Annotated in this window: 22 protein-coding genes; 12 read left to right on the top strand and 10 right to left on the bottom strand. The window is 63.0% G+C overall.

Annotated features, from left to right (window positions below; all coding sequences use genetic code 11):
* Positions 1–1,813 precede the first annotated feature (1,813 nt).
* From U5O12_RS01165 to kdpE, 3 genes are all read left to right on the top strand, one after another.
* A complete protein-coding gene (locus U5O12_RS01165; protein ID WP_322576866.1) occupies positions 1,814–1,969 on the top strand; it encodes a hypothetical protein in 156 nt (51 codons plus the stop codon).
* 332 nt (positions 1,970–2,301) lie between these two features.
* Entirely contained in the window at positions 2,302–2,778 is a 477-nt protein-coding gene (locus U5O12_RS01170; RefSeq protein WP_322576867.1) for a sensor histidine kinase, read from the top strand.
* 5 nt (positions 2,779–2,783) lie between these two features.
* On the top strand, positions 2,784–3,485 hold the full coding sequence (gene kdpE / locus U5O12_RS01175) for a two-component system response regulator KdpE (protein WP_322576868.1): 702 nt from the start codon (positions 2,784–2,786) through the stop codon (positions 3,483–3,485).
* Here kdpE and U5O12_RS01180 read toward each other — a convergent pair.
* Positions 3,482–3,985: an Lrp/AsnC family transcriptional regulator gene (locus U5O12_RS01180; RefSeq protein ID WP_322576869.1), complete on the bottom strand. Its 504-nt coding sequence runs from the start codon at positions 3,983–3,985 to the stop codon at positions 3,482–3,484. The genes kdpE and U5O12_RS01180 overlap by 4 nt on opposite strands.
* A 109-nt stretch (positions 3,986–4,094) precedes the next feature.
* Here U5O12_RS01180 and hppD point away from each other — a divergent pair, with 109 nt between their 5' ends.
* Genes hppD through phhA form a run of 5 tightly spaced genes read left to right on the top strand, consistent with a single transcriptional unit; the run spans position 4,095 to position 8,282 of the window.
* The gene (gene hppD / locus U5O12_RS01185; protein ID WP_322576870.1) at positions 4,095–5,192 is read left to right on the top strand and encodes a 4-hydroxyphenylpyruvate dioxygenase; all 1,098 of its coding nucleotides are present in this window, start codon (positions 4,095–4,097) and stop codon (positions 5,190–5,192) included.
* Between the two features lie 27 nt (positions 5,193–5,219).
* Positions 5,220–5,765: a VOC family protein gene (locus U5O12_RS01190; protein ID WP_322576871.1), complete on the top strand. Its 546-nt coding sequence runs from the start codon at positions 5,220–5,222 to the stop codon at positions 5,763–5,765.
* Positions 5,762–7,048 carry a fumarylacetoacetase gene (gene fahA, locus U5O12_RS01195; RefSeq protein ID WP_322576872.1) on the top strand — a complete coding sequence of 429 codons (1,287 nt, stop codon included), beginning with the start codon at positions 5,762–5,764 and terminating at the stop codon, positions 7,046–7,048. The genes U5O12_RS01190 and fahA overlap by 4 nt, the downstream gene beginning before the upstream one ends.
* 11 nt (positions 7,049–7,059) lie before the next feature.
* Positions 7,060–7,374, top strand: coding sequence for a 4a-hydroxytetrahydrobiopterin dehydratase (locus U5O12_RS01200; RefSeq protein WP_416221414.1), 315 nt, complete (start codon positions 7,060–7,062; stop codon positions 7,372–7,374).
* Positions 7,371–8,282 (top strand): phenylalanine 4-monooxygenase, encoded by a 912-nt coding sequence (gene phhA, locus U5O12_RS01205; RefSeq protein ID WP_322576873.1) that lies wholly within the window; start codon positions 7,371–7,373, stop codon positions 8,280–8,282. The genes U5O12_RS01200 and phhA overlap by 4 nt, the downstream gene beginning before the upstream one ends.
* Before the next feature lie 171 nt (positions 8,283–8,453).
* On the opposite strand, the gene U5O12_RS01210 is transcribed toward phhA, so the two are convergent.
* The gene (locus tag U5O12_RS01210) at positions 8,454–8,975 is read right to left on the bottom strand and encodes an STM3941 family protein (RefSeq protein ID WP_322576874.1); all 522 of its coding nucleotides are present in this window, start codon (positions 8,973–8,975) and stop codon (positions 8,454–8,456) included.
* A gap of 192 nt (positions 8,976–9,167) precedes the next feature.
* Positions 9,168–9,626 (bottom strand): Lrp/AsnC family transcriptional regulator, encoded by a 459-nt coding sequence (locus tag U5O12_RS01215; protein WP_322576875.1) that lies wholly within the window; start codon positions 9,624–9,626, stop codon positions 9,168–9,170.
* Between the two features lie 129 nt (positions 9,627–9,755).
* Between U5O12_RS01215 and U5O12_RS01220 the strand changes: the two genes are divergently transcribed.
* Positions 9,756–11,387, top strand: a complete 1,632-nt coding sequence (locus tag U5O12_RS01220) for an aminotransferase class V-fold PLP-dependent enzyme (RefSeq protein ID WP_322576876.1) — start codon at positions 9,756–9,758, stop codon at positions 11,385–11,387.
* Between the two features lie 44 nt (positions 11,388–11,431).
* Complete coding sequence (locus tag U5O12_RS01225) at positions 11,432–13,216, top strand: thiamine pyrophosphate-binding protein (RefSeq protein ID WP_322576877.1); 1,785 nt, start codon at positions 11,432–11,434, stop codon at positions 13,214–13,216.
* A 415-nt stretch (positions 13,217–13,631) separates the two neighbouring features.
* On the opposite strand, the gene U5O12_RS01230 is transcribed toward U5O12_RS01225, so the two are convergent.
* Positions 13,632–14,543: a hypothetical protein gene (locus U5O12_RS01230; protein ID WP_322576878.1), complete on the bottom strand. Its 912-nt coding sequence runs from the start codon at positions 14,541–14,543 to the stop codon at positions 13,632–13,634.
* 130 nt (positions 14,544–14,673) lie between these two features.
* Between U5O12_RS01230 and U5O12_RS01235 the strand changes: the two genes are divergently transcribed.
* On the top strand, positions 14,674–16,248 hold the full coding sequence (locus U5O12_RS01235) for a winged helix-turn-helix domain-containing protein (protein ID WP_322576879.1): 1,575 nt from the start codon (positions 14,674–14,676) through the stop codon (positions 16,246–16,248).
* A gap of 53 nt (positions 16,249–16,301) precedes the next feature.
* The gene (locus U5O12_RS01240; RefSeq protein WP_322576880.1) at positions 16,302–18,455 is read left to right on the top strand and encodes an NAD(P)-binding protein; all 2,154 of its coding nucleotides are present in this window, start codon (positions 16,302–16,304) and stop codon (positions 18,453–18,455) included.
* A 132-nt stretch (positions 18,456–18,587) separates the two neighbouring features.
* On the opposite strand, the gene U5O12_RS01245 is transcribed toward U5O12_RS01240, so the two are convergent.
* From U5O12_RS01245 to U5O12_RS01270, 6 genes are all read right to left on the bottom strand, one after another.
* A complete protein-coding gene (locus U5O12_RS01245) occupies positions 18,588–20,189 on the bottom strand; it encodes an ABC transporter substrate-binding protein (RefSeq protein WP_416221421.1) in 1,602 nt (533 codons plus the stop codon).
* Between the two features lie 53 nt (positions 20,190–20,242).
* Positions 20,243–21,229 (bottom strand): peptide ABC transporter ATP-binding protein, encoded by a 987-nt coding sequence (locus tag U5O12_RS01250; RefSeq protein ID WP_322576882.1) that lies wholly within the window; start codon positions 21,227–21,229, stop codon positions 20,243–20,245.
* Positions 21,226–22,203 (bottom strand): ABC transporter ATP-binding protein, encoded by a 978-nt coding sequence (locus U5O12_RS01255; RefSeq protein ID WP_322576883.1) that lies wholly within the window; start codon positions 22,201–22,203, stop codon positions 21,226–21,228. The genes U5O12_RS01250 and U5O12_RS01255 overlap by 4 nt, the downstream gene beginning before the upstream one ends.
* A gap of 21 nt (positions 22,204–22,224) precedes the next feature.
* Positions 22,225–23,124, bottom strand: coding sequence for an ABC transporter permease subunit (locus U5O12_RS01260; protein WP_322576884.1), 900 nt, complete (start codon positions 23,122–23,124; stop codon positions 22,225–22,227).
* Complete coding sequence (locus U5O12_RS01265; RefSeq protein ID WP_322576885.1) at positions 23,124–24,134, bottom strand: ABC transporter permease subunit; 1,011 nt, start codon at positions 24,132–24,134, stop codon at positions 23,124–23,126. The genes U5O12_RS01260 and U5O12_RS01265 overlap by 1 nt, the downstream gene beginning before the upstream one ends.
* 170 nt (positions 24,135–24,304) lie before the next feature.
* Complete coding sequence (locus U5O12_RS01270; protein WP_094480519.1) at positions 24,305–24,739, bottom strand: SWIB/MDM2 domain-containing protein; 435 nt, start codon at positions 24,737–24,739, stop codon at positions 24,305–24,307.
* Between the last annotated feature and the right edge of the window lie 12 nt (positions 24,740–24,751).

Here is a 24,751-nt window from a genome sequence, read left to right on the forward strand (position 1 = left end):
GTGGTGTGTTCGGGCGTAAAGGGTGAGTGGTGGGTGGGCGTGTGCGCCGCTGGCTCTTGGTTGGGGGGTTGTCGTTGGTGGTTGCGTGGTGTGTCTGGTTTGGGTCTCAGAAAAAAAGGGGGTGGTTTTGGCCGGTCCCGGCGTGGCCCGTGGTGGTGGGTGGCGGCCGTTTCCAGAGGCCCTGGCAGCGCCGCGACGGCGGTCGGCTGGCTGTCGGCCAGAATTTAGCGCCAGGCCCTCGGGGTCGCCCCGGCCCCGGCCCGTGCCCAAAAGTGGGCGTTGGCGGCTCCACAGGGACCGCTGCCGGGTGGTGGGCAGCCAAGGCCGCCTGGGCCCTGCGCGCCGCCGCCCTACACCCGCGCCCGGCCGGTGGAGCTAGTGGCGCCGGCCGCGGGCTGGCCCGTGCCCCGCCGGGCGCAGTACGGGGTGGCGAGGCCCGCAGCGCGGAGCGGTGAGGCGCTGGTGGCACACACCCGAGTGGTGGTGGGGGTGCCGTGGTGTGCTGTGGGCGCTGGACGCAACGCGTTGGCTGCGTTGGTTGCGTGGGTAGGTGGGTGTGGTGGTGCCTGCTGATGGCATGGGCCCCGTGGGCGAAGGCACAAACCCAGGAAATGCCCGTCCCGAAGTGGGGTCCGGGCCGCGTGCGCGTGGCCCAGGAGGCGAGGCAGCAGGGCGGCAGCTGCGATTTGGCGCATGGGGCGTGGGTAAAACCTACGCATGTAAGCGCCGCACACGTGCGAGGGTGGGCGCGGGTGCTGGTGGGTGTGGTGGAAACCCATGGCCGCAAGGACACATGGGCTTAGACCGGCTGAAGTGCTGCCCGAAGGTCGCGGGGGTGGTGGAGTGGATTGTGCGGCCTGGCGGCAGCCCGACGGGTGGTGGCGGCTGGCCCAAGCGCGGCGCGCCAGGTGGGGGTGTGGGTGTGGGCGGGCCGTGGGCGGCGGTGGCTTGGGGGGCCGGGGCTAGGGGGTTGGGTGAATGAGCGGGCGGGTGGGGGGGGGTGGTGGGTGTCGGCGTGGGGGCGGGGGGGTCGGAGGCGCGCGCCGAACTGAGGCGGGGGCGTGGGGCGGGAGGGGCGCGAGTGGGTGGGGGTCGGCGCGAGGGCCCGGCGCGGATGGGGGGGGGGGTGGGCCAGGAGGGGCCGATGGGTGGCCGGGCGTGGCGGGCAGCTATGTGCGGGCTGGGCTTGGGGGGCGGAGGCGGGGGCGGGTGGCGTGGGGGTGGGGGGCGGTGGGGGGAAGTGCTGGGGGCGCGCCGTGGCGGGTGTGGGCCGCCGTCGGCCGGCGTGGCTGGGCGGGTAGCGCCCGCGCCGGTGCGTGGCGGGTTGGTGGGGGTAGGCTTGACTGATGCGTGCGGTGGGCGCTTGGGTCGGTGGATGCCTTGCGGTGGCGCCGATGGGCGCGTTATGGTGGTGGGTGGAGCGTGCCTGCTCCCCCGTGTCCGGCTTGTGTGGTTTGTGGCCATCGTGTGTTGTTTTTGTGGGGGTGGTGTGGGGGGTCAAGCTGGGGGGGGGCGGCGCGGAGCGGTGCTGTGGTGGTTTCGTTCGATTTTTTCTGTCCGCGTTGTGTTTGCGGTGAGTGAGTGGTTCTGGTTCCTGTGTGTGCTGGTGGTGGGTTTGCTGTTGGCAGCTCCGGCCAATTTGCGTTTCTCGGCGATGGGGTGCGCGCGAGCGGCGTGCGGCTGTTGGCTGCGCGACCGTTGCCGCGCTGATGAGAGGTGGTGGATTGGGGGAGGCGGCCGGGAGCGCATTGGGGGAGGCCAAGATGTTGTTGCAGATGGTCGCGACCAACCGTTGTCCTAGTGCAGGGGCCTCGTGCCAGCATTGCCGTTGGGCCTTCCACAACGGCCAGCGCGCTGGGGTGGCTACGTCCACCCCGGCTGGCATGTGCCGCTGAGCCCCATGCGGGTGCGCGGCGTGCTGGCGCTGCGCCCGGAGCAAGCACGTTGGTTGTCGATTCCCGAGAGGTGAGCAACTCGACCGCTGGCCAGGCAAATTGCGATTGATTGGAGCGTGTGCATATGTGGAAGTCGCGGGGGCGCAGTGGTTCAAATGGAGTCCGAGCGCCTGCGCAACACCCTGTGGGCTGCCATGTCGCACGATGTGCGCACGCCGCTGAGGCGCTGATTGGTCAAGGGAGTCGTTGGCCAGCTCGGAGCCACTGACCCCCAACCAAAAGGGGCTGCCGACGCTATCAGCCACGAGGCGCGCGAGCTAAGCGCGCTGGTGGGCAACCTGCTGGAGATGGCGCGCCTGGAGCGGCCAGGTGGAGCTGCGGCTGGGTGGAGTCGGTGGAGGAGGTGGTGGGCAGTGCGATCCGCGCAGCGCGGCATGCGCTGGGCCCACTGGCTGTGCACACCACGATTGCATCCGACCTTCCGTTGGTGGAGTTTGATGCAGGGTTGATCGAGCGTGTACTGGTCAATCTGATGGAAAACGCAGCCAAGTACGGCGTAAACACGCCGCCGAGCACGCCCGCTGTGGAGGTGTCGGCGCAGGCAGGCCAAGACAGTCTGGAGCTGCGTGTACGTGACTATGGTCCGGGATTGCCGCCGGCCAGCCTGGGGAAGGAAGCGGATTTGTTCGAAAAATTCACCCGCGGAAAAAATGAATCCACCACACGCGGTGTGGGGCTGGGTTTGGCCATTTGCAAAGCCATCGTTGATGCGCACAAAGGTCGTATTGCGGCCCGCAACGCCGATGGCGGTGGTGCAGAATTCACTATCACTTTGCCACGGCGATCTCCGCCGCTGGCGCCCACCGAAGCCGACGAACTCTGAGCCCCATGTCTACCCCTGCGCCCGTTGCCGTACTGATTGAAGACGAGCCCCAGATCCGCCGCTTTGTGCGCCTGGCGCTGGAGGCCGAAGGCTGGCAGGTGTTTGAGGCCGAGACTGCGCAGCATGGCCTGCGCGATGCCGCCACCCGCAAGCCCGACCTGCTGGTGCTGGACCTGGGCCTGCCCGATGGTGACGGGCTGGACGTGATCCGTGATGTGCGCAACTGGTCGGCGGTGCCCATTGTGGTGCTGTCGGCTCGCAGTGACGAGAGCGACAAGATTGCCGCGCTGGATGCGGGTGCCGATGACTACCTGACCAAACCCTTTGGCGTGGGCGAGCTGCTGGCCCGTGTGCGCGCCAATCTGCGCCGCCCGCGAGCCGCGAGTACCGAGGGCAAACCGGACGAGTCCTTGTTTGTATTTGGTGCGGTAGAGGTGGACCGCCAGGCCCGGCTGGTGCGCCGCGCGGGCACCGAGGTGCACCTCACTCCCATTGAATACCGTTTGCTGCTGGTGCTGGTGGCCAACGCGGGCCGCGTGCTGACGCACCGCCAGTTGCTGCGCGAGGTGTGGGGCCCGTCGCATGCCGCGCAGAGCCACTACCTGCGCATCTACATGGGCCACCTGCGGCAAAAATTGGAGGCCGACCCCAGCCAGCCGCAGCATCTGTTGACGGAAACCGCGGTCGGTTATCGGCTGATGGTCTAAGTGGTGCGCTTGAGGTGCTCCAAGGGCAGCTCCGTGCTGCTCTTGATGCGGGCCAGCACGATGTTGGAGCGGATGCTGCCCACGCCCTGGATGCGGGTCAGGCGGCGCAGCACTTGTTCGGACAGCACGCTTAAGCTCGCCGCCACGATCTGCAAGATGTAGTCCGATTCACCAGCCACCGAATAACACTCCAGCACCTCGGGAAAGCTGGCAATCTCGCGCTCAAACGCCAGGCCTTCGTCGCCGCTGTGGCGGGTCAGCGTCACATACGAAATAGCGCGCACGCCCAGGCCAATGGCGGCAGGTTCCAGCAGCGCCACATAGCGGCGGATGATGCCGCTGGCCTGCAGGCGCTGCACCCGGCGGCTCACCTGCGAGGCCGATAAATGCACCTGCTCCCCAATTTGCTGATGGGTGGCATGGGCATCGCGTTGCAGTGCAGCAAGAAGACTGATATCAAAGCTATCCAGCAGCGAATCTTCATATTTCTCTGTTTTCATGCACAAATTATGCATGGGCGGCACCTGCTGGGCCTGCAACTTGCACACCCTTTGCGTGTCCAATTGACCACAATCAAGGCTTCAAGAACAGCGTTTGAGGAGCACAGCCATGGCCAATGCAACAGGTGATTTGTTTGACAACCCGATGGGCCTGATGGGCTTTGAGTTTGTGGAGTTTGCATCGCCTCTGGCGGGCGTGATCGAGCCCATATTCGAACGCATGGGCTTCACGCTGGTGGCCAAACACCGCTCCAAAGACGTGGTGCTGTACCGCCAGGGCGGCATCAACTTCATCGTCAACCGCGAGCCCAAAAGCGTGGCCGGTTACTTTGCCGCCGAGCACGGCCCCAGCGCTTGTGGCATGGCCTTCCGTGTGAAGGACTCGCACCTTGCCTACAAGCGCGCACTCGAATTGGGCGCCCAACCTGTGGAGCTGCGCCCCGGCCCCATGGAGCTGAACCTGCCCGCGATCAAAGGCATTGGTGGCGCGCCGCTGTATTTGATTGACCGCTATGAAGACGGCAAATCCATTTACGACATCGACTTCGAATTCATCGAAGGTGTGGACCGCCACCCCGTGGGCCATGGCTTCAGCGTGGTCGACCACCTGACGCACAACGTGTACCGCGGCCGCATGGCGTACTGGGCAGACTTCTACAGCAAGTTGTTCAATTTCCAGGAAATCCGCTACTTCGACATCCAGGGGGAATACACCGGCCTCACCTCCAAAGCCATGACCGCGCCAGACGGCTTGGTCCGCATTCCGCTGAACGAAGAAGCGCGCCAGGGTGGCGGGCAGATCGAGGAATTTCTGATGCAGTTCAACGGCGAGGGCATCCAGCACATCGCCCTGCTGTGCGAGGACTTGCCCGGCGCCATCGACAAGCTGCAGATGGCGGGCATTCCGCTGCTCACCGCCCCCAACGACGTGTACTACGAAAACTTGGAAGCCCGTCTACCGGGGCACGGCCAACCGGTGGGTGAGTTGCAGGCACGCGGCATTCTGCTGGACGGAACCACCGAAGGCGGTCAGCCGCGCCTGCTGCTGCAAATCTTCTCGCAGCCGCTGCTGGGCCCGGTGTTTTTCGAGTTCATCGAGCGCAAGGGCAACTACCGCGAGGGCTTTGGCGAAGGCAACTTCAAGGCCCTGTTCGAGTCGCTGGAGCGCGACCAGATCAACCGCGGCGTGCTTGAAGCGGCCAAGTAAACCCGGACGGACCGAGGAGACAACACCATGAAAATCGACCGCATCCACCACGTGGCCTACCGCTGCAAAGACGCCAAAGAAACCGTGCTCTGGTACCAGAAGATGCTGAACATGGACTTTGTGCTGGCCATTGCCGAAGACGTGGTGCCCAGCACCAAGGCACCCGACCCGTACATGCACATCTTCATGGACGCGGGCATGGGCAATGTGCTGGCCTTCTTTGAGCTGCCCACGCAGCCCGAAATGGGCCGCGACCCGAACACGCCTGAGTGGGTGCAACACATTGCCTTCCGCGTGAAGGACCGGGCCGAGCTGCTGGAGTTCAAGGCGCACCTGGAGGCGCAGGGCGTGGATGTGCTGGGCGTGACCGACCACGGCATGTTCCACAGCATCTACTTCTTCGACCCCAACGGCCACCGCCTGGAACTGGCCTGCCCGGACCCGGAAGAGACCGCCAAGATCGCCCAGGCCGACGCCGTGAAATGGGCCATGCTGGAAGAGTGGAGCGTGACCAAGCGCGCGCCCAAGCATGCCGCCTTTCTGCACGCCAAAGAGCTGGGAGCCAAGGCATGAGCGCTGCGCTGACGATGCTGAACGCCACGCACGACCCCGCCACGCAGAGCTGGGTGGAGAGCGCCAACGCGCCGGGCACCGACTTCCCTATCCAGAACCTGCCGTTTGGCCGCTTCCGCCACAACCCGCTGGAACCCTGGCAGATTGGCGTGGCCATTGGCGACCGCGTGCTCAACCTGCACGCCACGGGCCTGATCGACCACAACGACATGCAGCGCCTGATGGCCATGCCCGTAGCCCAGCGCCGCGCGCTGCGCCTGGCCATTTGGGAAGGGCTGCGTGAAGGTTCTGCCCTGCAGAAGGTGTGGGCCGATGCGCTCTTGCGCCAGACCGAGGTGGAGCTGGGCCTGCCCTGCGCGGTGGGCGACTACACCGACTTTTACACCGGCATTCACCACGCCACCACGGTGGGCAAGCTGTTTCGCCCCGACAACCCGCTGCTGCCCAACTACCAGTGGGTGCCCATTGGTTACCACGGCCGGGCCAGCAGCATTGGTGCCAGCGGCCAGCAGTTCCACCGCCCGCGTGGGCAAACGCTCAAGCCCGGCGCCAGCGTGCCCGACTTTGGCCCCACCGCGCGGCTGGACTATGAATTGGAAATGGCGGCCTGGGTCGGCACGGGCAATGCGCTGGGCGCTCCTGTTTCCATAGCAGAGGCGGAGGAGAACATCTTCGGCATCACGCTGCTCAACGACTGGAGCGCACGCGATGTGCAGGCCTGGGAGTACCAGCCGCTGGGCCCGTTTCTGGCCAAAAACTTTGCCACCACCGTGTCGCCCTGGCTGGTGACCATGGAGGCGCTGGCGCCGTTCCGCGCCGCGTTTGAGCGGCCTGCGGCCGACCCGCAGCCCCTGGCCTATCTGGACTCCGCCCACAACCGCAGCGCAGGCGCTATCGACGTGCAGCTGGAAGTCTGGCTGCAAACCGTCGCCATGCGCGAGGCGGGCAGCGCGGGTGTGCGCCTGTCGCAATCGAACCTGCGCGACGCCTACTGGACGCTGGCGCAGCTGCTGACCCACCACACGGTGAACGGTTGCAACCTGCGCGGTGGCGATGTGCTGGGCACCGGCACCTTGTCTGGCCCCAAGCCGGAGCAGGGCGGCTCGCTGTTGGAGCTGAGCCAGGGCGGCAAGCAGCCCATCACCCTGCCCAACGGCGAGACGCGCACCTTCCTGCAAGACGGCGACACCGTAATCCTGCGCGGCAGCTGCGAACTCGCGGGCGCGCGCCGCATCGGTTTTGGTGACTGCCGTGGCACCGTGCTGGCCGCGCGTGCTCTGTGAAGGAGGTAACCGTGCAACGCATTGACCCCAATACCTTCAACACCCTGCAGCCCGAGTGGAGCCACTGGCACTTCAGCGCAGAGCGCGGGGGCCTGATGACGCGCACCCTGGTGTTTGCCGACTTTGCGCAGGCCTTTGGCTTTATGGCCCAGGTGGCGGTGATGGCCGAGAAGCGCAACCACCACCCCGAGTGGTTCAACGTCTACAACCGCGTCGATATCACGCTCACTACGCACGATGCGCAGGGCCTCTCGCAGCGCGATCTGGATCTGGCGCGCTGTATCGATGCGGTGTTTGCGGGCCGGCCTCAGGCGATGTCGCCATGAACGCCCAACCCGCCGCTGCCAAACACGGCCTCGCCGCAGGCCTGTCGCCCACGCGTACCGACTGGACCATCGACCAGGGCTGGAAAAACTACACCGCGCATGAGCACGCTACCTGGAAGACGCTATTCGAGCGCCAAACCGCGCTGCTGCCCCAGCTGGCCTGCCGCGAGTTTGTAGAAGGCATGCGTGCGCTGCCTCTCAGTGCAGACTCCATCCCCGAGTTCGCTGCGCTGAATGAAGTGCTAAAGCCCCGCACCGGCTGGCAGGTTGTGGCCGTGCCGGGCCTGGTGCCCGACGAAGTGTTTTTTGACCACCTGGCGAACCGCCGCTTCCCCAGTGGCAACTTCATCCGCAGCGCCGACCAGCTGGACTACCTGCAAGAGCCTGATGTGTTCCATGACGTGTTCGGCCACGTTCCCATGCTCATGCACCCGGTCATGGCGGACTTCATCCAGCTCTATGGAGAGGCGGGTTTGCGCGCCCAGCGCATCGGCAAACTCACCGAACTGGCGCGCGTGTACTGGTACACCGTGGAGTTCGGGTTGGTGAAGGAAAAGGTGAAGGCTGAGGCTGGCGTTGAAGATGCTTTGCGCATCTACGGCGCGGGCATCGCTTCCTCATTCACCGAGAGTGTTTTTTCGGTGCAAAGCCCATCACCGCACCGCATCGGTTTCGATCTGGAACGCGTGATGCGCACCAACTACCGCATCGACGATTTTCAGGAATGCTACTTTGTGTTGGACAGCTTGGACGACCTGCTGGCCTTGGCCCGCATCGACTTTGACCCCATTTATGAACGCCTGAACAGCGGGCCTAACTATGCGCCGGGGGATTTGCTAACCACCGACCGAGTGTTTCAGTGCGGGGATGGGGGTTATGTGCGGGGTCAGGCGACTGCGGTAGGCTGACTTTTAGAGAATTTGGCCTCTAGCCCTTGTAGATATTGCGTAAGCAACTACAAAAATAGTGGTGCTTCGGTGAAGTCGCAGAGGGTTGCGAGGTATGCGGAAGCTTACGTTGGGCCACTTCAGACCCGAACCGAGAGTGCTACCCCAGTTCGAATCAACTTGAGTCTGGTGTTAGGCATTTGGTATTTGTCTATCCATCTGCTGGTACTGGTGTACATGCGCAATCAATTCTTCGACAGGCATTGATAAGGTGACCTGTGGGATGGTTACCAAATAGCCAACCCATGACGAATTGGTCTTCATCAGTATTCGCTTGAATGCAGATACTTTTGCCAGGTATTCCTCTGGGTTCCGAAGCGATAAGCCCAGAAACTTTTGCTTTTGAAATGTGAAAATTCCAGCACTAACTATGTCTGACCATGGAATGAATCCAGCCGCTAGAGCTGACGCATTGTCCGTTATCCCGACGCTATCGATGATCACGGCTGGCTTATTTGAGAATAGTCGGGTTAGTGCAAATAGCCCTGTCTTACCGAAAAAAGCAACACCCAACAAAGCGATAACTTTTCCTGTGATTCCTATCTCTTTGAGCGGAAGCAAAAGCATCAATGAACCAGCAGCTAATAGCGTCAAGGACCCAAGAAGGTTCAGAAACGCACGACTGCGACTTGGGTAAATGATGGTGGGAGCCATGGTGGTACGCGTAATGCCTAGCTTAATGTCCAGAGTTCAGTGTAAATGCGTTGCCAGCTACCAAACATCCCCAAACGGGCGATTCACTGCCCCGACTTTCTGCAACGGGGGGAGATGGCACCTCCCGGTGCAATTGAGAATATTTTTAGAAATATCCGCCCCTAGCCACCGTGGATATTGCGCAAGCCGCTATCACAAAGGTAGCACCGTAGTGCTCTTGATCTCCTCCATCGAAAACGCCGAAGACACCCCCGCCAGTTGCGCGTTCTGGATCAGGCGCTTGTAGACGCGGTCGTAGCCTGCAATGTCGGCGGCTACGACCTTCAGCAAGTAGTCCACATCGCCGCTCATGCGGTGGAATTCCATCACCTCCGGCATGCTGGAGACCAAGGCGGCGAACTTGCGCAGCCAGGCTTCGTCGTGCCGGTTGGTGCGCAGGCTCACAAACACCGTCACCGGCAGGCCCGCCTGGGCGCGGTTGACGATGGCTACGCGCTTCTCGATCAGGCCGGATTCCTCCATGGCCTTCACCCGCTTCCAGCAGGGCGTGGCCGACAAGCCTACTGTCTCGCCCAGCTGAGCGGCCGAGAGCGTGCCGTCTTGCTGCAGTGCCCCCAGGATGGCGCGGTCCATGCGGTCTAGTTCTTTCATGCTGTTGTTTTGCTAAATTGGAGAATATTCATTCTACAAATGAGCGATATTGAGGTAAATGGAGAATGAATGTTCGGCACTTGCAAAACTAAGATTTGGAGCATTCCTGCCAGCTTTGTGAGAACCGCCATGCACGCACCCGCCCACGAGATTTACCTGGACTGCAACGCCACCACACCGGTGCTGCCCGATGCGCGAGACGCCGCCCTGCGGGCCCTGATGGGCCAGTTTGGCAACCCCAGCAGCAGCCACAGCACCGGCCTGCGCGCCAAGGCGCTGCTGGACGGCGTGCGGGCGCAAGCCGCGCGGGTGCTGGGCACGGGCGATGGGCAGTTGCTGTTTGTGAGCGGCGCAACCGAGGGCATACAGACTGCCGTGTTGTCGTCCCTGTGCGCGGTGCGTGCGCGGCGCGATGCGGGCGAGCCGGTGGACGGCCCGATTCTGTTGGGTGCCACCGAGCACAAAGCCGTGCCCCAGGCCGTGGCGCACTGGAACCGCCTGCTGGGCCTGAACTTGCCGGTGCTCACCGTGCCGGTCAACACCCAGGGCCTGCACGACATGGCCTTTTTGGCACAACACCTGCCGGGCGCGACGCTGCTGTGCACCATGGCCGCCAATAACGAGACCGGTGTGGTGTCTGACATCGCAGGGATCGAAGTCGCGCTGCAGGCCAGCGGCTCCTGCGCGCTGTGGCTGGTGGACTGTGTACAGGCGCTGGGCAAGCTGGACCTGAACCTTGCGGGCACCCGCATCGACTACGCGCCGTTCTCAGGCCACAAGCTGTATGCGCCCAAGGGCATTGGCATGCTCTATGTGCGCGCTGGCAGCCCCTACACCGCGCTGATGGCCGGTGGTGGACAAGAGGGCGGCAGCCGCGCCGGCACTGAAAACATGCCCGGCATTGCCGCGCTGGGTGCGGTGCTGGACGTGTTGGCGCAGGGCGGGGCAGGGGTGTTTCGCTCCCATGCCCAACTCGCCCGCGACCGGGCGCGCTTGGCCGATGCGCTGCGTGCGGCGTTCCCGGGGGTGGTGTTCAACATGCCGTTTGATGGCAGCCTGCCCACTACGCTCAACTTTTCGGTGCCCGGCATCAGCAGCAAAACCCTGCTCAATGTGTTTGATGCCGCGGGCATGCGCATCAGCGCGGGAAGCGCCTGCAGCGCGGCCAAGGCCGAGCCCAGCTATGTGCTGCAGGCCATGGGCTTGCCGGAGTGGCAAACCGAAGGGGCTGTGCGCTTGTCGATAGGCGCCACGGTGGATGACGCCTTTATCGACGAAGCCTGCGCTCGTATCGCCCGGTGTGGGCAGGTGTTGCGCGCGTCGGGTTGTGGGGACCGTGTGGCGTCGCCCGACCTGGTGCCGGTGGTACCGCCCCATGGGGCCAGCGCCAAGGCGTGCCCAGACGCTGCTGCGCAGCTGGGGACAGAAGTGGGTGCCGTGTCGGCCCCGGCGCTGTCTGCCTTTTTCCAGCTATACCCGGATGCCCGTTTGGTGGATGTGCGCGATGTGGCCGAGCACCAAGCGGGCCACAATCTGCTGCCCTGGCCCGACAGCCTGACCCTGCAAGCCCCGGCGCTGAACTTGCCGCTGGAGACCTTGCGCCGCAGCGGTCTGGCGGAGCTGCCGCAGGCAAGCGGACCACTGGTGCTGTTTTGCCGCAGCGGTGCCCGCAGCCAGCAGGCGGCTGCGTTGTTGCGCGCCCGCGGGCACGGCCAGGTGTGGCACCTGGAGGGCGGGCTGGCCTTGGCAGAAATGGCATAGGGTCGTGCGCAAAACGCATGCCTTGCAGCGGCACAATGGCGGACATGCAGACACACCATTCCTCCCCTGAAAAGTCATCCCCTCAACTCGCCGGCCACTTGCTGGTGCAGTGCCTGGTGGAACAAGGCGTGACCCACGCGTTTGGCGTGCCCGGCGAAAGCTACTTGGCGGTGCTGGATGGCTTCCATCTGTACCGCGACCAGATTCAGTTTGTAGTGAACCGGCAAGAGGGCGGCGCCGCCTTCATGGCCGAGGCCCATGGCAAGCTGACCGGGCGTCCGGGCATCTGCTTTGTGACGCGAGGGCCGGGCGCCACCAACGCCAGCATTGGCGTGCACACGGCGTTTCAGGATTCCACCCCCATGATTCTGTTGGTGGGCGACGTGGCCAGCGACCAGCGGGACCGCGAGGCGTTTCAGGAGATGGACTACCGCGTGATGTTTGGCCCCAGCGCGCTGGGCATGGCCAAACGGGTGGAGCGCATTGACGATGCGGCGCGCATTCCCGAGTACATAGCCCGCGCCTTTGCCACCGCCATGAATGGCCGCCCTGGCCCCGTGGTGCTGGTGCTGCCCGAAGACATGCTGACGCAAACCCTGGTGCCCGATGCACGCGGGCGACTGCCCCAACCGTTGCCGCGCGTGGAGCCGGTGGAGGCCTGGAGCGACCCCGGTGCCCTGCGGGATCTGCGCCAGCTGCTATTAAAAGCAGAGCGCCCCTTTGTCATTGCGGGTGGCGGTGGCTGGACGCCGCAGGCTGCGCAGGCCTTGCAGCGGTTCGCTGAAAACTGGCACCTGCCGGTGGGCAATGCCTTCCGCTTTCAGGACACCTTTGACAACCACCACCCACAGTACGCGGGCGACGTGGGCATCGGCATCAACCCCGCGCTGGCCAAGCGCATCCGCGAGAGCGACTTGATCATCGCCATTGGCCCGCGCTTGGGCGAGATGACCACGGGCGGCTACACCCTGCTGCAGGCACCCAAGGCCGCGCAGACGCTGGTGCATATCCACAGTGATGCCGAAGAGCTGAACCGCGTGTACCAAGCCGACCTGGCCATCCATGCCAGCATGCGCGCCGCAGCCCGCTCGCTGGAAGTGCTGACTGCGCCGGTGAACCTGCCTTGGGACGCCTGGACCGCAGGTTGCCACGCCGACTACGAAGCCAACCTGGTGCCCAGCACCATCAAGGACTTGCCGGCGGACAACGAGAACGGCCTGGTGGACATGCCCAGCGTGATTGCCACGCTGCAAAAGCACTTGCCGGCCGATGCAGTGCTGACCAATGGTGCTGGCAACTTTGCCAGCTGGCTGCACCGCTTCTACCGCTACACCGGGCTGGTGCACGGCCACAAGACCCAGCTGGCGCCCACCAACGGCGCCATGGGCTACGGCGTGCCGGCGGGCATTGCGGCGGCCATCACCAGCAAGGGAATCGCCGGTCAAGCCGGCGAGGGTCGTGTCGCCTTCACCATTGCCGGTGATGGCGACTTTTTGATGAACGGCCAGGAGCTGGCTACCGCCGTGCAGCATGGTGCCAAGAGCATCATCCTGCTGCTCAACAACGGCATGTACGGCACCATCCGCATGCACCAGGAGCGCGAATACCCGCAGCGTGTGGCGGGCACAGCGCTCAACAACCCCGACTTTGCGGCGCTGGCGCGCGCCTATGGCTACGCGGGCGTCACCATCCGCAAGAGTGCGGACTTTGAGGCAGAACTGCTGGCTGCACTGGCGCGGCCCAACGGCACCGTGATTGAGGTGGTGTTGGAGCCTGAACTGATCAGCACCCGCGGTACATTGGCCGCACTGACACAGGCTGGCGCTTGAGCAAACTGCGTTGCAACGATGAAGGCCATGCGCATGCACCCGCCTGACCCCAACGGATGCGGCGGCGTACCGTGGCTTGATCCTGCAAGTCCCAGGTGCTGCTTGCACCCGGACGCTTTCACCGACCAGTGCCACTGAGCGCACGGGTTTTTCCGCTCAGTTGGTGGGAAAACCGGCATGGCGCCTGGCGACGACGCCAAAGCAGTGGTGTTTGGCGCTGTGGGAGGCGGGCGCACTGGTGGGCTTGGGCGGTCTGTCGTTTGAGCCTCGCGAAAAGGCCCGCCATAAGGCCACCCTGTTTGGTATGTATGTGGATGCCCGGCGACCGCAGCTTGGGGCTGGGAATTTTCACGCTGATTTCGGCAACGCTCGACGAGGTGTTGACGTAGCCGCAGCGACACCCGGCTGGTGCAGCTCACCGTGACCGAGGGCACTGCCGCGGCGACGGGCTTGTATATGTCTTTGGGGTTTGTTCCGTTGCGGGACGGAGCCGGTCGCTGTGCGGGTCGGCAGCGCATATGTGGCCAAAGTCCTTTACATGCTGTGTGCCCCTTGCACCGGCAGCATCGTACCTGCCGTGCTGGCGGGTCTGGCCCGACAGAGGCGCTTGAAGTCTACTTCTGAAATGATAGCTGTTGACGCAGTATTCTGCGAGGGCTAGAGCTGGCTTTTTTAAGCAGAATGTGCCACCCGAAACAGGTCGCTTGACCGCTGTGGCCTGCGGCCGCTTTGGCTGGTTTGCCCCGCAGCTGGGCGCGCTCAAGGGCGGCAGCAGAATAAACGGGCCTGGGCCGGTTTCGTGCCACTGCGAGCAGGCCATCACATAGCTGGCGCCAACGCCAGGCTGTTCGGTGTCCACAATCATGGCAATGCGCATGCCGCTGAAGTCGGACTGGGTGTAAAGGCGCCGTACGCCGGTTGCGCCCTGCAATGTGCGGGTAAGTGGATGGATTGGGCCGGGCGACCAGCGTTTGCGCAGACCGTCTCGGCCAGCGTCGAGCCCGGTTCCTGGCGGCGTTTCGGTGCGGTACTGGGTGTGCAGGCCCTTGGCCGCAATCACCACCAGCGCTCCTGCCGCATTGCGGCCTACGGTCAGAAAGTCGGCTTCCAGCCCCAGGTTTTCCAAGCGTTGACCACCGCCATCAAAGCGGCTGTCGCCACCGTCGGCGATAAAACTCCATACGAGACCGTCCGGACCGATACTGAAAGCTTCTTCCTGGTTTTGGGCATTACGCATGACAACGGTTTGCTGCCATTGCACGCCTTGGGAGGGGCGCGGCTCGAAGGATTTGGGGTTCTGCATCGCAGTCAAGACAGTTTTTTGCATGGAGTGTTCTTTTCTTTCAACGACCTGTCCTTAGTTTGCGAGCTTGCTCCCCAAAAGTCCTCAATGAGTCCTTAAAATTCCTGAATTCACATTCGCAAAGCAGTCTTCAGGACTGCAAAGAAAGACCTCCTTGCCTCCAACAACCTCTGAAACCAAAACCGATTCCGGCGTCAGCGTTTTTGGGGCTTGTGCGCTGCAGCGGCATGAACGACGCTTGTTGCGGGATGGCCAACCGGTCATGGTGGGCGCCCGGGCGTTTGACGTGTTGTGCGTGCTGGTGGACCATGCGGGTGAACTGGTCAGCAAAAAACAACTGTTTGACGCTGTGTGGCCCGGCTTGGTGGTGGAAGAAAACAACCTGCAGGTACACGTCTCGAGCCTGCGCCGTATATTGGGTGCTGATGCCATTGCCACCGTGCCGGGGCGCGGTTACCGTTTCACCATGCGCATGGCCGAAAGTGTGGCCCCTTCAGTGGCCGCCTCGGGCGGTGCCCGCAGGGTTTCAGACTTGCAGTCCTACCGCAGGACGATCGCAGTTTTGCCCTTTGTGGACCTGAATGCCGACCCAGAGCAAGAGTATTTCTCGGATGGCCTGGCCGAGGACATCATCAGCCACCTGACGCGTTCCCCCTGGTTGCTAGTGGTGTCGCGCAACTCTTCATTTGCTTACCGCAAGTCTGCCGAGAGCAGTTTGTCCATTGGACAAGCCTTGGGTGCACGGTATTTGGTGCTGGGCACGGTACGCAAGGCTGGCGCGATGATCCGGATGACCGCTGAACTTGTGGACACTTCGACGTCCGAAACTTTGTGGTCGGATCGCTTTGACCGGCCCCTGAGCGACATGTTTGCCATTCAGGCCGAAATTTCGGCCCACATTGTCAGCGCCATTGAGCCGGTCTACCTGCACAGCGAGGAGAGGGCGGCCGCCGAAGTGCCCAACCAGAGCCTGGAGCACTGGGACTTGCTGATGCGGGCACGCTGGCATTTCTGGCGCACCACCCCCGACCATGTGGTGCAGGCGCAGGCCCTGCTAACACGGGCGCTGGAGATCAAGCCCAACGATTCGCCCACCATGTCGCTGATGGCCTTCACCCACCTGGCCAAAATCTGGGGTGCTTGGGCCGAGGATCCGCGCGCGACTGTGGCTGAAGCCAACCGCCTGGCGCTGGTGGCCGTGCGCAATGACGAGCGTGATGCTTTTGCCCACTTCACCTTGGGCACGGCCCTGTCGTGTGCGGGCCAGATGGAGGCGGCCATTGCCGAGCTGGAGTGTGCGCTAGCCCTGTACCCGCAGGCATCTGCCGCTGCCGGGGAGTTGGGCCGTTTGCTGGTGTTTTCAGGCCGTACCGAGGAGGCTGAGGAGTTCATCCTGCAGGCCATTGACGCGAGCCCGCACGACCCGCATCTGAGCTTGTGGATCCGCAGCCGTGCGCTCGCCTGCTTTATTGAAGGCCGCTATGCCGACGCGGTGCGCTACGCCCGCGAGGCTACGGCCAAGCGCGCCGACTGGTATTTCAACCACCTGCTGATGGCGGCCTGCCTGTCGGCAGTGGGGGACATGGCGTCTGCCCAAGACAGCCTGACCAAGGCGCTGAGCGGGCGGGGCTACAACCTGCAGTCGCTCATGTTTGGCCACCCCTTTGTAAAGGCCGAGCACCGGGAAAAGTTTCTCGGCGCACTGCGGGATGCGGGGTGGCACGCGTAAACTTTCAGGCTTTGTGGCGGCGCTGTGCTGCTGCTCTGTTCTGAAAGCCCGCCGTGCCCACTGCCTTCCCAGACGCCACTTCCGCATCTTCGCCCACCCAGCCCCGCAAAGTGGCCATTTTGGGTGGCGGCATCTCCGCACTCACCACCGCGTTTGAGCTGACCAGCCAGCCCGGCTGGGAGCAATCGCTGGACATCACGCTCTACCAAATGGGCTGGCGCCTGGGCGGCAAGTGCGCTACTGCGCGCGGCGAGCACATGCGCATCGAGGAGCATGGTATCCACGGCTTTCTGGGCAGCTACTACAACGCCTTGCCAGTGATGCGCCGTTGCTACGAAGCCTTGGGCCGCACGCCTGACCAGCCGCTGGCCACTTTTGAAGAGGCCTTCAAGCCCGAGAGTTTTGTGCTGATGTGGGAATACATCGACGGCAAGATGACCCGCTGGCCCTTCACCTCGCCACGCAATGCACTGGTGCCCGGCGACCCGGCCTCCATGGCCAAGTTGCAGACGGTGGAGCACTGGATTGCTGCTACCGCCGACGTGCTCGACGCTTTGCTGGACCACCATGCGCACGCCTATGCGGATCTGGGGCTGGTGAAGTCGGCCCAGTGGGCGTTGGGGCGCACGTTGGTCAAGGGTGTGGTGGCCATCTTGAAATCCGAGTCGGTTGTGTTGCACGGCGTGGAATCGGTGCTTTGGAAGGCGCTGGATGCGGCCTGGAACTGGGTGCGCGATGCCGCGGAGAACTTGGTGAAAGACAACACCGAATTGCGCCGCCTGCTGATCGTGGCCGAGTTCCTGCTGGCCATCGTGCGCGGCTGTATTGCGGATGAAGTGGCCACCAAAGGTTTTGACCCGCTGGACGAAGAAAACTTCAGCGACTGGTTGGTGCGCCATGGCGCCTCGGTCATGGTGGCGTCCAGCCCCATGGCACTCAACACGGTGAACCTGTCTTACCAGTACCCCAAAGGCGACACCGCCCGCACCGCGCTGATGGGCGCGGGCTGCTACCTGCACTGGACGCTGCGCAGCTTTGCCTATGCCGGCGCGTTCGCCTGGATATTTGAGGCGGGCACCGGCGAAACCGTGGTTGCGCCACTGTACGAGGTGCTGCGCAAGCGCGGCGTGAAGTTCGAGTTCTTCCACAAAGTCGAATCGCTCAAGCTTAGTGCGGACCAGTCGCAGGTGGACGCCGTGCACTTCGCCGTGCAAGCCACACTGAAAGACAAACATCGTCCCTATGAGCCGCTCATCTCGGTCAAGGGCCTGCCGGCCTGGCCGGGCCAGCCACGTCACGAGCAGCTGGAGCAGGGCGATGCACTGCGCGACGGGCGGGTGGACTTGGAGTCGTACTGGAGCGGCTGGCGGCCGGTGGCGCACCGCACACTGCGCGCGGGGGAAGACTTTGACCAACTGGTATTTGCCATCTCGATTGGCGCTGTGCCCTACCTGTGCCGCGAGCTGCTGGACGCCAGCCCGCAGTGGCGCACCATGGTGGACAAGGTGACCACGGTGCAGACCCAGACGATGCAGCTGTGGATGAACCGCAGCACCACCGAGCTGGGCTGGGACATCCCGTTCCAGAACCCGACCGACACGGTAATTGGAGCTACCTACCTCAATCCGCTGGACGGCCAGGTGGACTTCACCCACCTGCTGCAGTGGGAAGACTGGCCGCAGGACTCAGCACCCAAGTCGCTCTGGTACTTCAGTGGCGCCATGGCTGAGTACGAGCCCCCGCCACCGTTTACTGACACCGCTTACCCCGCGCGTGCCCATGCCCGGGTGCAGGCGCAGTGTGTGCAATATCTGCAGGCCAGCATGGGCCCTTTGTTGCCCAAGTCCACCACCAATGTCATCAACCCGCCAGGTGATCCCATGGGGCTGGACTTCAGCCTGCTGCGCACCGATCCGGCCCGGCCGGGGGAGGGCGTACAGCGCTTCAACCAGCAGTTCTGGCGCGCCAACATCGACCCGACCGAGAGTTATGTGACGTCGCCGCCGGGCAGCACCAAGGCGCGCCTGAAGGCCTGGGGCTGCGGTTTTGCCAACCTCACCATTGCGGGGGATTGGATCTACACCGGCCTCAATGTGGGAAGCGTGGAGGGCGCCGTCATGGGCGGGCGGCTGGCTTCGTTTGCGGTGTCTGGCTACCCGGCGCTCGCCGACATCACGGGCTTTCCAGCATCCCAGGCGCCGGTGTGACGGGGTATTGCTCGGTGGTTGATTGCTATTTATTTAGGAGCTGCTTGCGCATATTCTGCGTGCTCTAGAGGCCTAAAAGGCATAAAAAAGGGCCGGTGGATACCGGCCCTTTTTGCATCCTGCGGGGCAGGATTACTTGATGTCCACGCCGTAGAAGGTGTGGCGGCCGAAGGGGCTCAGCTTGAAGTCAACCACTTCCTTGCGCACGGGCTTCAGTTGCACTGCGTGGGCGATGGTGAACCAAGGCGCTTGTTCCTTGAAGATCACTTGCGCTTTTTCGTACAGTTTGGTGCGCTCGGCAGGGTTGGACACAACCTTGGCCTTTTGCACCAAGTCTTCAAACGGCTGGTAGCAGAACTTGGCCACGTTGGAGCCGTTTTGCTTGGCCGAGCTGCAACCCAGCAAGGTGTTCAGGAAGTTGTCTGGGTCGCCGTTGTCACCGGTCCAACCCAACATGCCCATCTGGTGCTCGCCCGCTTGCATGCGCTTGCGGTACTCGCCCCATTCAAAGCTCTTGATTTCGGCGGTCACGCCCACCTTGGCCAAGTCAGCTTGCATCAACTCCGCAATGCGCTTGGCATTGGGGTTGTAAGGGCGCTGCACAGGCATGGCCCACAGGTCGGTGCTGAAACCGTTGGGGTAACCGGCGGCGGCCAACAGCTTCTTTGCTTCTGCGGGGTTGAAGGCGTCGTCTTTCAGGGCCTTGTTGTACGACCATTGGCCTGGTGGAATCGGGTTGACCGCAGCCACACCGGTGCTCAGGTACACGGCGGAAACGATGGCCTTTTTGTCGATGGCCATGTTGATTGCCTTGCGCACGCGCACGTCGTCAAACGGTTTCTTGGTCGTGTTGTAGGCCAGGTAGCCGATGTTCAGGCCGGGTTGCTCCAGCACGGTGACGTTGGCGTCCTTGCGGATGGCGTCCAGATCAGCGGGGTTGGGGTAGGGCATGACATGGCATTCACCCTTTTGCAGCTTGGCCCAGCGCACCGATGCATCGGGTGTGATGGAGAAGATCAGGTCATCGATCTTGGCTTTGCCTTTCCAGTACAGCGGGTTGGCCTTGAAGCGGATGATGGAGTCCTTCTGGTACTGCACCACTTGGAATGGGCCGGTACCCAGGGGGTCTTGGTCGATCTTTTCAGGGGTGCCAGCCTTGAGCATGGCAATCGCGTATTCCTTGGACTGGATGCCGGCGAACTGCATGGCCAGGTTGGCCAAGAAGGGCGCTTCGGGTGCATTCAGTGTGATCTTGACGGTGTACTCGTCGACCTTGTCCACGGACTTGAGCAGCTTGGGCATGCCCATGTCGCCGAAGTACGCGTGGTTGGGGCTGGTGACTTTGAAGAAGGGGTCGTTTTCTTTCCACTGGCGCTCAAACATGAACAGCACGTCGTCAGCGTTGAAATCGCGGCTGGGCTTGAAGTTCTTGTTGGATTGCCACTTCACGCCCTTGCGCAGCTTGAAGGTGTATTCCAGGCCATCTTTGGAGATCGTCCAGCTTTCGGCCAGCGAAGGCTCGACCTTGGTGCCGCCGCGTTCGAAGTGCACCAGGTTGTCGTAAATCTGTTCTGTCACGTCAAACGACGTACCCGTGGTGTTGACACCGGGGTAGAAGTTTTCCGGGCTGCCTTCCGAGCAGTACACCAAGGTCTTGGCGGCAACTGGCGCGAGTGCCAGAGCAGCGGGCAGTGCCAATGCACACAGCAGCGCACTTTTGGTGCGGCGTGTCATGGCTTTCTTCAGGTTCAGGTTCATGGGAGTGACTCCTCAGAGGTTGATGCTGCCTATGCAGCGGGTTGGCTAAAAAGGGAAGCTTCGTGACAAGCAACTTGCCTGCCAGCCAAAGTTTGCAGTGCCGGGCGCTCGGCGTGGCAGCGTGCAGTGGCGTGGGGGCAGCGGGTGGAGAACACGCAGCCGGCTGGTGGGTTCAGTGGCGAGGGCAGCTCGCCCTTGAGCACGATGCGCGGGCCTTTGGCGTGCATGCCAGGGGTGGAGGCCATCAGCGCCTGGGTGTAGGGGTGCAGAGGCTGCTCAAAGACGGTGGTCTTGTCGCCGTGCTCTACCACCTGGCCCAAATACATCACCATCACGTCGTGGGCGATATGGCGCACCACACCCAGGTCGTGCGAGATGAACAGGTAGGCCAGGCCCAGCTCGTTTTGCAGGTCGGCCAGCAGGTTCAGCACCTGCGCCTGGATGGACACGTCCAGGGCCGACACCGGCTCGTCGGCCACCACCAGCGCCGGGTCCAGCATCAGGGCGCGTGCAATGGCAATGCGCTGGCGCTGGCCGCCCGAGAACATGTGCGGGTAGCGGTCGTAGTGCTCGGGGCGCAGGCCCACCTTGGCCAACATGGCGCGGGCTTTCTCCTGCCGCTGGGTGGCGGTCAGGTCGGTGTTGATTTCCAGCGGTGCTTCGAGGATTTGGCCAATGCGCTTGCGCGGATTCAGCGAGCCATAAGGGTTCTGGAACACGAGCTGCACCTTCTGGCGCAGTGCGGCTTTGTTGCGTGGGTCGGTGGCATCCACACCACCCAGTTGCAGGCTGCCCTCGGTGGGCGACTCAATCAGCGAGACCATGCGTGCCAGGGTGGATTTGCCACAGCCGGACTCGCCCACCACGGCCAGGGTACGCCCGGCCTGCACGCTGAAGGACACGCCGGAGACGGCCTGCAGCTTGTCGGGCGCGCTCATGAAACCGCGGCGGATGGTGTAGACCTGCCGCAGGCCTTTGGCCTCGACCACGGGGGTGTTGTTGGGCGCGGTGCTCATGCCATCACCTCCTGTGGGCCCAGCGCAAAGTGGCAGCGTACGCTGCCGCCTTGCCAGGGGCTGAGTGTGGGGCGCTGGGCGCAGGTGCCTTCACGTGCGTGGCTGCAGCGCGGGGCAAACAGGCAGCCGCTGGGGCGGTCGTGCAGACCGGGCACCATGCCCGGAATGGTGTTGAGGCGGCTTTGGTGCAAGCTGCGTTCTGGCATGGCCGAGAGCAGGGCTTCGGTGTAGGGGTGGGCGGGCGCCGCAAACAGGGCGTCTGCAGTGCGTTCTTCCATCACCTGGCCGGCGTACATCACAGCCACGCGCTGCGCCATGTCCGACACCACACCCATGTTGTGGGTGATCAGCACCAGGGCCATACCGCGATCCTTTTGCAGGCTTTTGAGCAGGTCCAGAATCTGCGCCTGGATGGTCACATCCAGCGCGGTGGTGGGTTCGTCGGCGATCAGCAGCTTGGGATTGCAGGCAATCGCCATGGCAATCATCACGCGCTGGCTCATGCCGCCCGAGAGCTGGTGCGGGTAGACCTTCAGGCGGCTCTCCGGTGCGGGAATGCCGACCTGTTCGAGCAGCTCGATGGAGCGTTTGTGCGCAGCCTTGCCGTCCATCCCAAGGTGCAGCTTGAGCGTTTCGGCCAACTGGTAGCCCACGGTGAAGCAGGGGTTCAGGCTGGTGGTGGGGTCCTGAAAAATCATGGACATGTCTTTGCCGGTGAAGCGACGGCGTTCGCGGTCGCTCAAGCCCAGCAGGTCGTGGCCATCAAAGCGCAGTTTCTTGGCCTGCACGCGACCGGGAAAGGCCACCAGGCCCATCAGCGCCATCATGGTGACGCTTTTGCCCGAACCGGACTCACCCACCACACCCAACACTTCTCCAGCCTCTAGTGTGAGGCTGACATCCTGTACCGCATGCATCACGCCGTTGTGCGACGGGAACTCGACAGACAGGTTTTCAATTTCTAGCAATGCCATAGGCCTTGTTCTCTTTTCGGCTTAACGTTTGAGTTTGGGGTCCAGCGCGTCGCGCAGTCCATCCCCAAGCAAATTGAACGCCAGCACCGTGATCAAAATGGCCAGACCGGGAAAGGTCACGACCCACCAGGCGCGCAGCACGAACTCGCGTGCATCGGCCAGCATGGTGCCCCATTCGGGCGAGGGCGGCTGTGCGCCCAGGCCCAGAAAGCCCAGCGCAGCCGCATCCAGAATGGCGGTGGAAATTCCCATCGAGGCCTGCACAATCAGCGGTGCGGTGCAGTTGGGCAGCACTTCCTTGAACATCAGGCGCAGGTGACCGGCGCCGGTCATGCGTGCGGCAGTCACGTAGTCGCGCGAGGTCTCGGCAATCACGGCGGCGCGGGTGATGCGCACATAGTGCGGCAGCACCACAATAGCCACCGCCAGCATGGCGTTCACCAGGCCAGGCCCGAGGATGGCCACGATCACGATGGCCAGCAGCAGGCTGGGCAGGGTGAGGATGATGTCCATGGCCCGCATGATGGCGATCTCCAGCAGGCCCTTGAAGTAACCCGCGACCAGGCCCAGCACGGTGCCCATCACCACGGAGAGAGACACCACGGCAATGCCGATGACCAGGGACAGGCGGGCGCCGTGCATGAGGCGCGAGAGGATGTCGCGGCCAATGGCGTCGGTACCCAGCAGGTGGGCCGACGAGCCGCCCTCTTGCCAGGCGGGGGGCTTCAGAAAGGCGGCGTTGTTGGTCAGGTCGGGAGCGTAGGGCGCCAACCAGGGGGCAAACAATGCCATCAGCAGCACGAACACCACAATGGCGAGGCCTGCCATTGCGCCCTTGTTGACACTGAAATAGCGCCAGAACTCTTGCAGCGGATGGGCGGGTTGTGACGCCACCGGCGTGTGAATAGCGGTCGTGGTCATTACTTTTGGTGGCGAATGCGAGGGTTGATGATGCCGTAGGTGATGTCCACCAACAGGTTCACGGTCATGACCACAATGCCCAGCAACAGCATGCCGCCTTGCAGCACCGGGTAGTCGCGGCGTGCAATGGCTTCAATCAGCCATTTACCTACGCCGGGCCAGGAAAAAATTGTTTCGGTCAGGATGGCGCCGGTGAACATGTGGCCCACCTGCAGGCCAATCACAGTGACCACAGGAATCAGAGCGTTGCGAAAGGCGTGCACCGCCACCACGCGCAGGCCGGTCAGGCCCTTGGCTTTGGCGGTGCGGATGTAGTCTTCGCCCATCACCTCCAGCATGGCCGAGCGCGTCATGCGCGCAATCACCGCCAGCGGAATGGTGCCTAGCACGATGGTGGGCAGGATCAGGTGCGACAGGGCGGAGAAGAAGGCGCCCTTGTCTTCAGACAGCAGGCTGTCGATGAGCAAAAAACCGGTGGTCGGCTCAATGAAGTACTGCACGCTGATGCGGCCCGATACGGGGGTCAGGTCCAGCTGCACCGAGAACAGCAAGATCAGCAGCAAGCCCCACCAGAAGATAGGCATGGAGTAGCCCGTCAGCGCAGCCCCCATGACGCCGTGGTCCAACACTGAATTGCGCTTGACGGCCGCCAGAATGCCCGCCGGTATACCCAGCAGCAGTGCAAACAGGATGGCACACAGGGCCAGTTCGATGGTGGCGGGGAAAAGCGTGGCAAATTCGGTCAGCACCGACTCGCGGGTGATGATGGATTTACCCAGGTCACCCTGCAGCACTTTGCCGATGTAGATGCCGTACTGCACCATGATCGGTTGGTCGAGGCCGTACTCCTTGAGCAGCACGGCATGGCGTGCTGCATCAATGCCGCGTTCACCGGCCAGGGTTTCAATGGGATCGCCCGGAACAAGGCGGATCAGGAAGAAGGCGAGCAGCGTCATTCCAAAGAATGTCGGAATGACCAGGCTCAAACGGGTAAAGATGAATCTCAGCATGAGGGGGTGGATTCTAGGCATGTAGGACAGTGCTGAACCGTGATCAGCACCAATAACAACTAGCGACTTTCCCTTATGAGGTCAGGCACCAGTCACCCAAGCGACAGCAATGTTGATGCCAACAAAAAAAGGCCGGAAAGTTCCGGCCTTTTTTAGCGGCGATTCGCGGATTACTTGAGGTGCTTGCCGATCAGGCCAGCCATCTCAAACATCGAGACCTGCGCTTTGCCGAAGACTTCCTTCAGCTTGGCGTCGGCATTGATCATGCGCTTGTTCACTGCGTCCTGCAGCTTGTTCTTCTTGATGTATGTCCACAGCTTGCTGACCACTTCGGTGCGGGGCAGTGCTGCTGCGCCGACCACGGCTGCCAATGCGGAGCTGGGCGTCAGGGCCTTCATGAACGCGGCGTTCACGGTGCGCTTCTTGGCGGGAGCCTTTTTGGCAGCGACCTTTTTAGCGGGAGCTGCTTTTTTGGCGGGGGCCGCCTTCTTGGCGGGAGCTGCTTTCACAGCGACTTTCTTCGCGGGAGCGGCTGCCTTTTTAGCAGGAGCCGCTTTCTTTGCGGGAGCGGCTTTTTTTGCCGGTGCTTTTTTCGCAGTTGCCATGATTGATTGTCC

Source organism: Rhodoferax sp. (genome assembly GCF_034519335.1).
Classification (GTDB): domain Bacteria; phylum Pseudomonadota; class Gammaproteobacteria; order Burkholderiales; family Burkholderiaceae_C; genus Allorhodoferax.

Bases quoted from the DNA above. Each gene is read 5' to 3' on its own strand.
- U5O12_RS01270 (WP_094480519.1), bottom strand. From the start codon at position 24,739: ATGGCAACTGCGAAAAAAGCACCGGCAAAAAAAGCCGCTCCCGCAAAG.
- U5O12_RS01245 (WP_416221421.1), bottom strand. From the start codon at position 20,189: ATGACACGCCGCACCAAAAGTGCGCTGCTGTGTGCATTGGCACTGCCC.
- U5O12_RS01180 (WP_322576869.1), bottom strand. From the start codon at position 3,985: ATGAAAACAGAGAAATATGAAGATTCGCTGCTGGATAGCTTTGATATC.
- U5O12_RS01250 (WP_322576882.1), bottom strand. From the start codon at position 21,229: ATGAGCACCGCGCCCAACAACACCCCCGTGGTCGAGGCCAAAGGCCTG.
- U5O12_RS01220 (WP_322576876.1), top strand. From the start codon at position 9,756: ATGCACGCACCCGCCCACGAGATTTACCTGGACTGCAACGCCACCACA.
- U5O12_RS01255 (WP_322576883.1), bottom strand. From the start codon at position 22,203: ATGGCATTGCTAGAAATTGAAAACCTGTCTGTCGAGTTCCCGTCGCAC.
- U5O12_RS01210 (WP_322576874.1), bottom strand. From the start codon at position 8,975: ATGGCTCCCACCATCATTTACCCAAGTCGCAGTCGTGCGTTTCTGAAC.
- U5O12_RS01230 (WP_322576878.1), bottom strand. From the start codon at position 14,543: ATGCAAAAAACTGTCTTGACTGCGATGCAGAACCCCAAATCCTTCGAG.
- hppD (WP_322576870.1), top strand. From the start codon at position 4,095: ATGGCCAATGCAACAGGTGATTTGTTTGACAACCCGATGGGCCTGATG.
- phhA (WP_322576873.1), top strand. From the start codon at position 7,371: ATGAACGCCCAACCCGCCGCTGCCAAACACGGCCTCGCCGCAGGCCTG.
- U5O12_RS01215 (WP_322576875.1), bottom strand. From the start codon at position 9,626: ATGAAAGAACTAGACCGCATGGACCGCGCCATCCTGGGGGCACTGCAG.
- U5O12_RS01265 (WP_322576885.1), bottom strand. From the start codon at position 24,134: ATGCTGAGATTCATCTTTACCCGTTTGAGCCTGGTCATTCCGACATTC.
- fahA (WP_322576872.1), top strand. From the start codon at position 5,762: ATGAGCGCTGCGCTGACGATGCTGAACGCCACGCACGACCCCGCCACG.
- U5O12_RS01190 (WP_322576871.1), top strand. From the start codon at position 5,220: ATGAAAATCGACCGCATCCACCACGTGGCCTACCGCTGCAAAGACGCC.
- U5O12_RS01225 (WP_322576877.1), top strand. From the start codon at position 11,432: ATGCAGACACACCATTCCTCCCCTGAAAAGTCATCCCCTCAACTCGCC.
- kdpE (WP_322576868.1), top strand. From the start codon at position 2,784: ATGTCTACCCCTGCGCCCGTTGCCGTACTGATTGAAGACGAGCCCCAG.
- U5O12_RS01260 (WP_322576884.1), bottom strand. From the start codon at position 23,124: ATGACCACGACCGCTATTCACACGCCGGTGGCGTCACAACCCGCCCAT.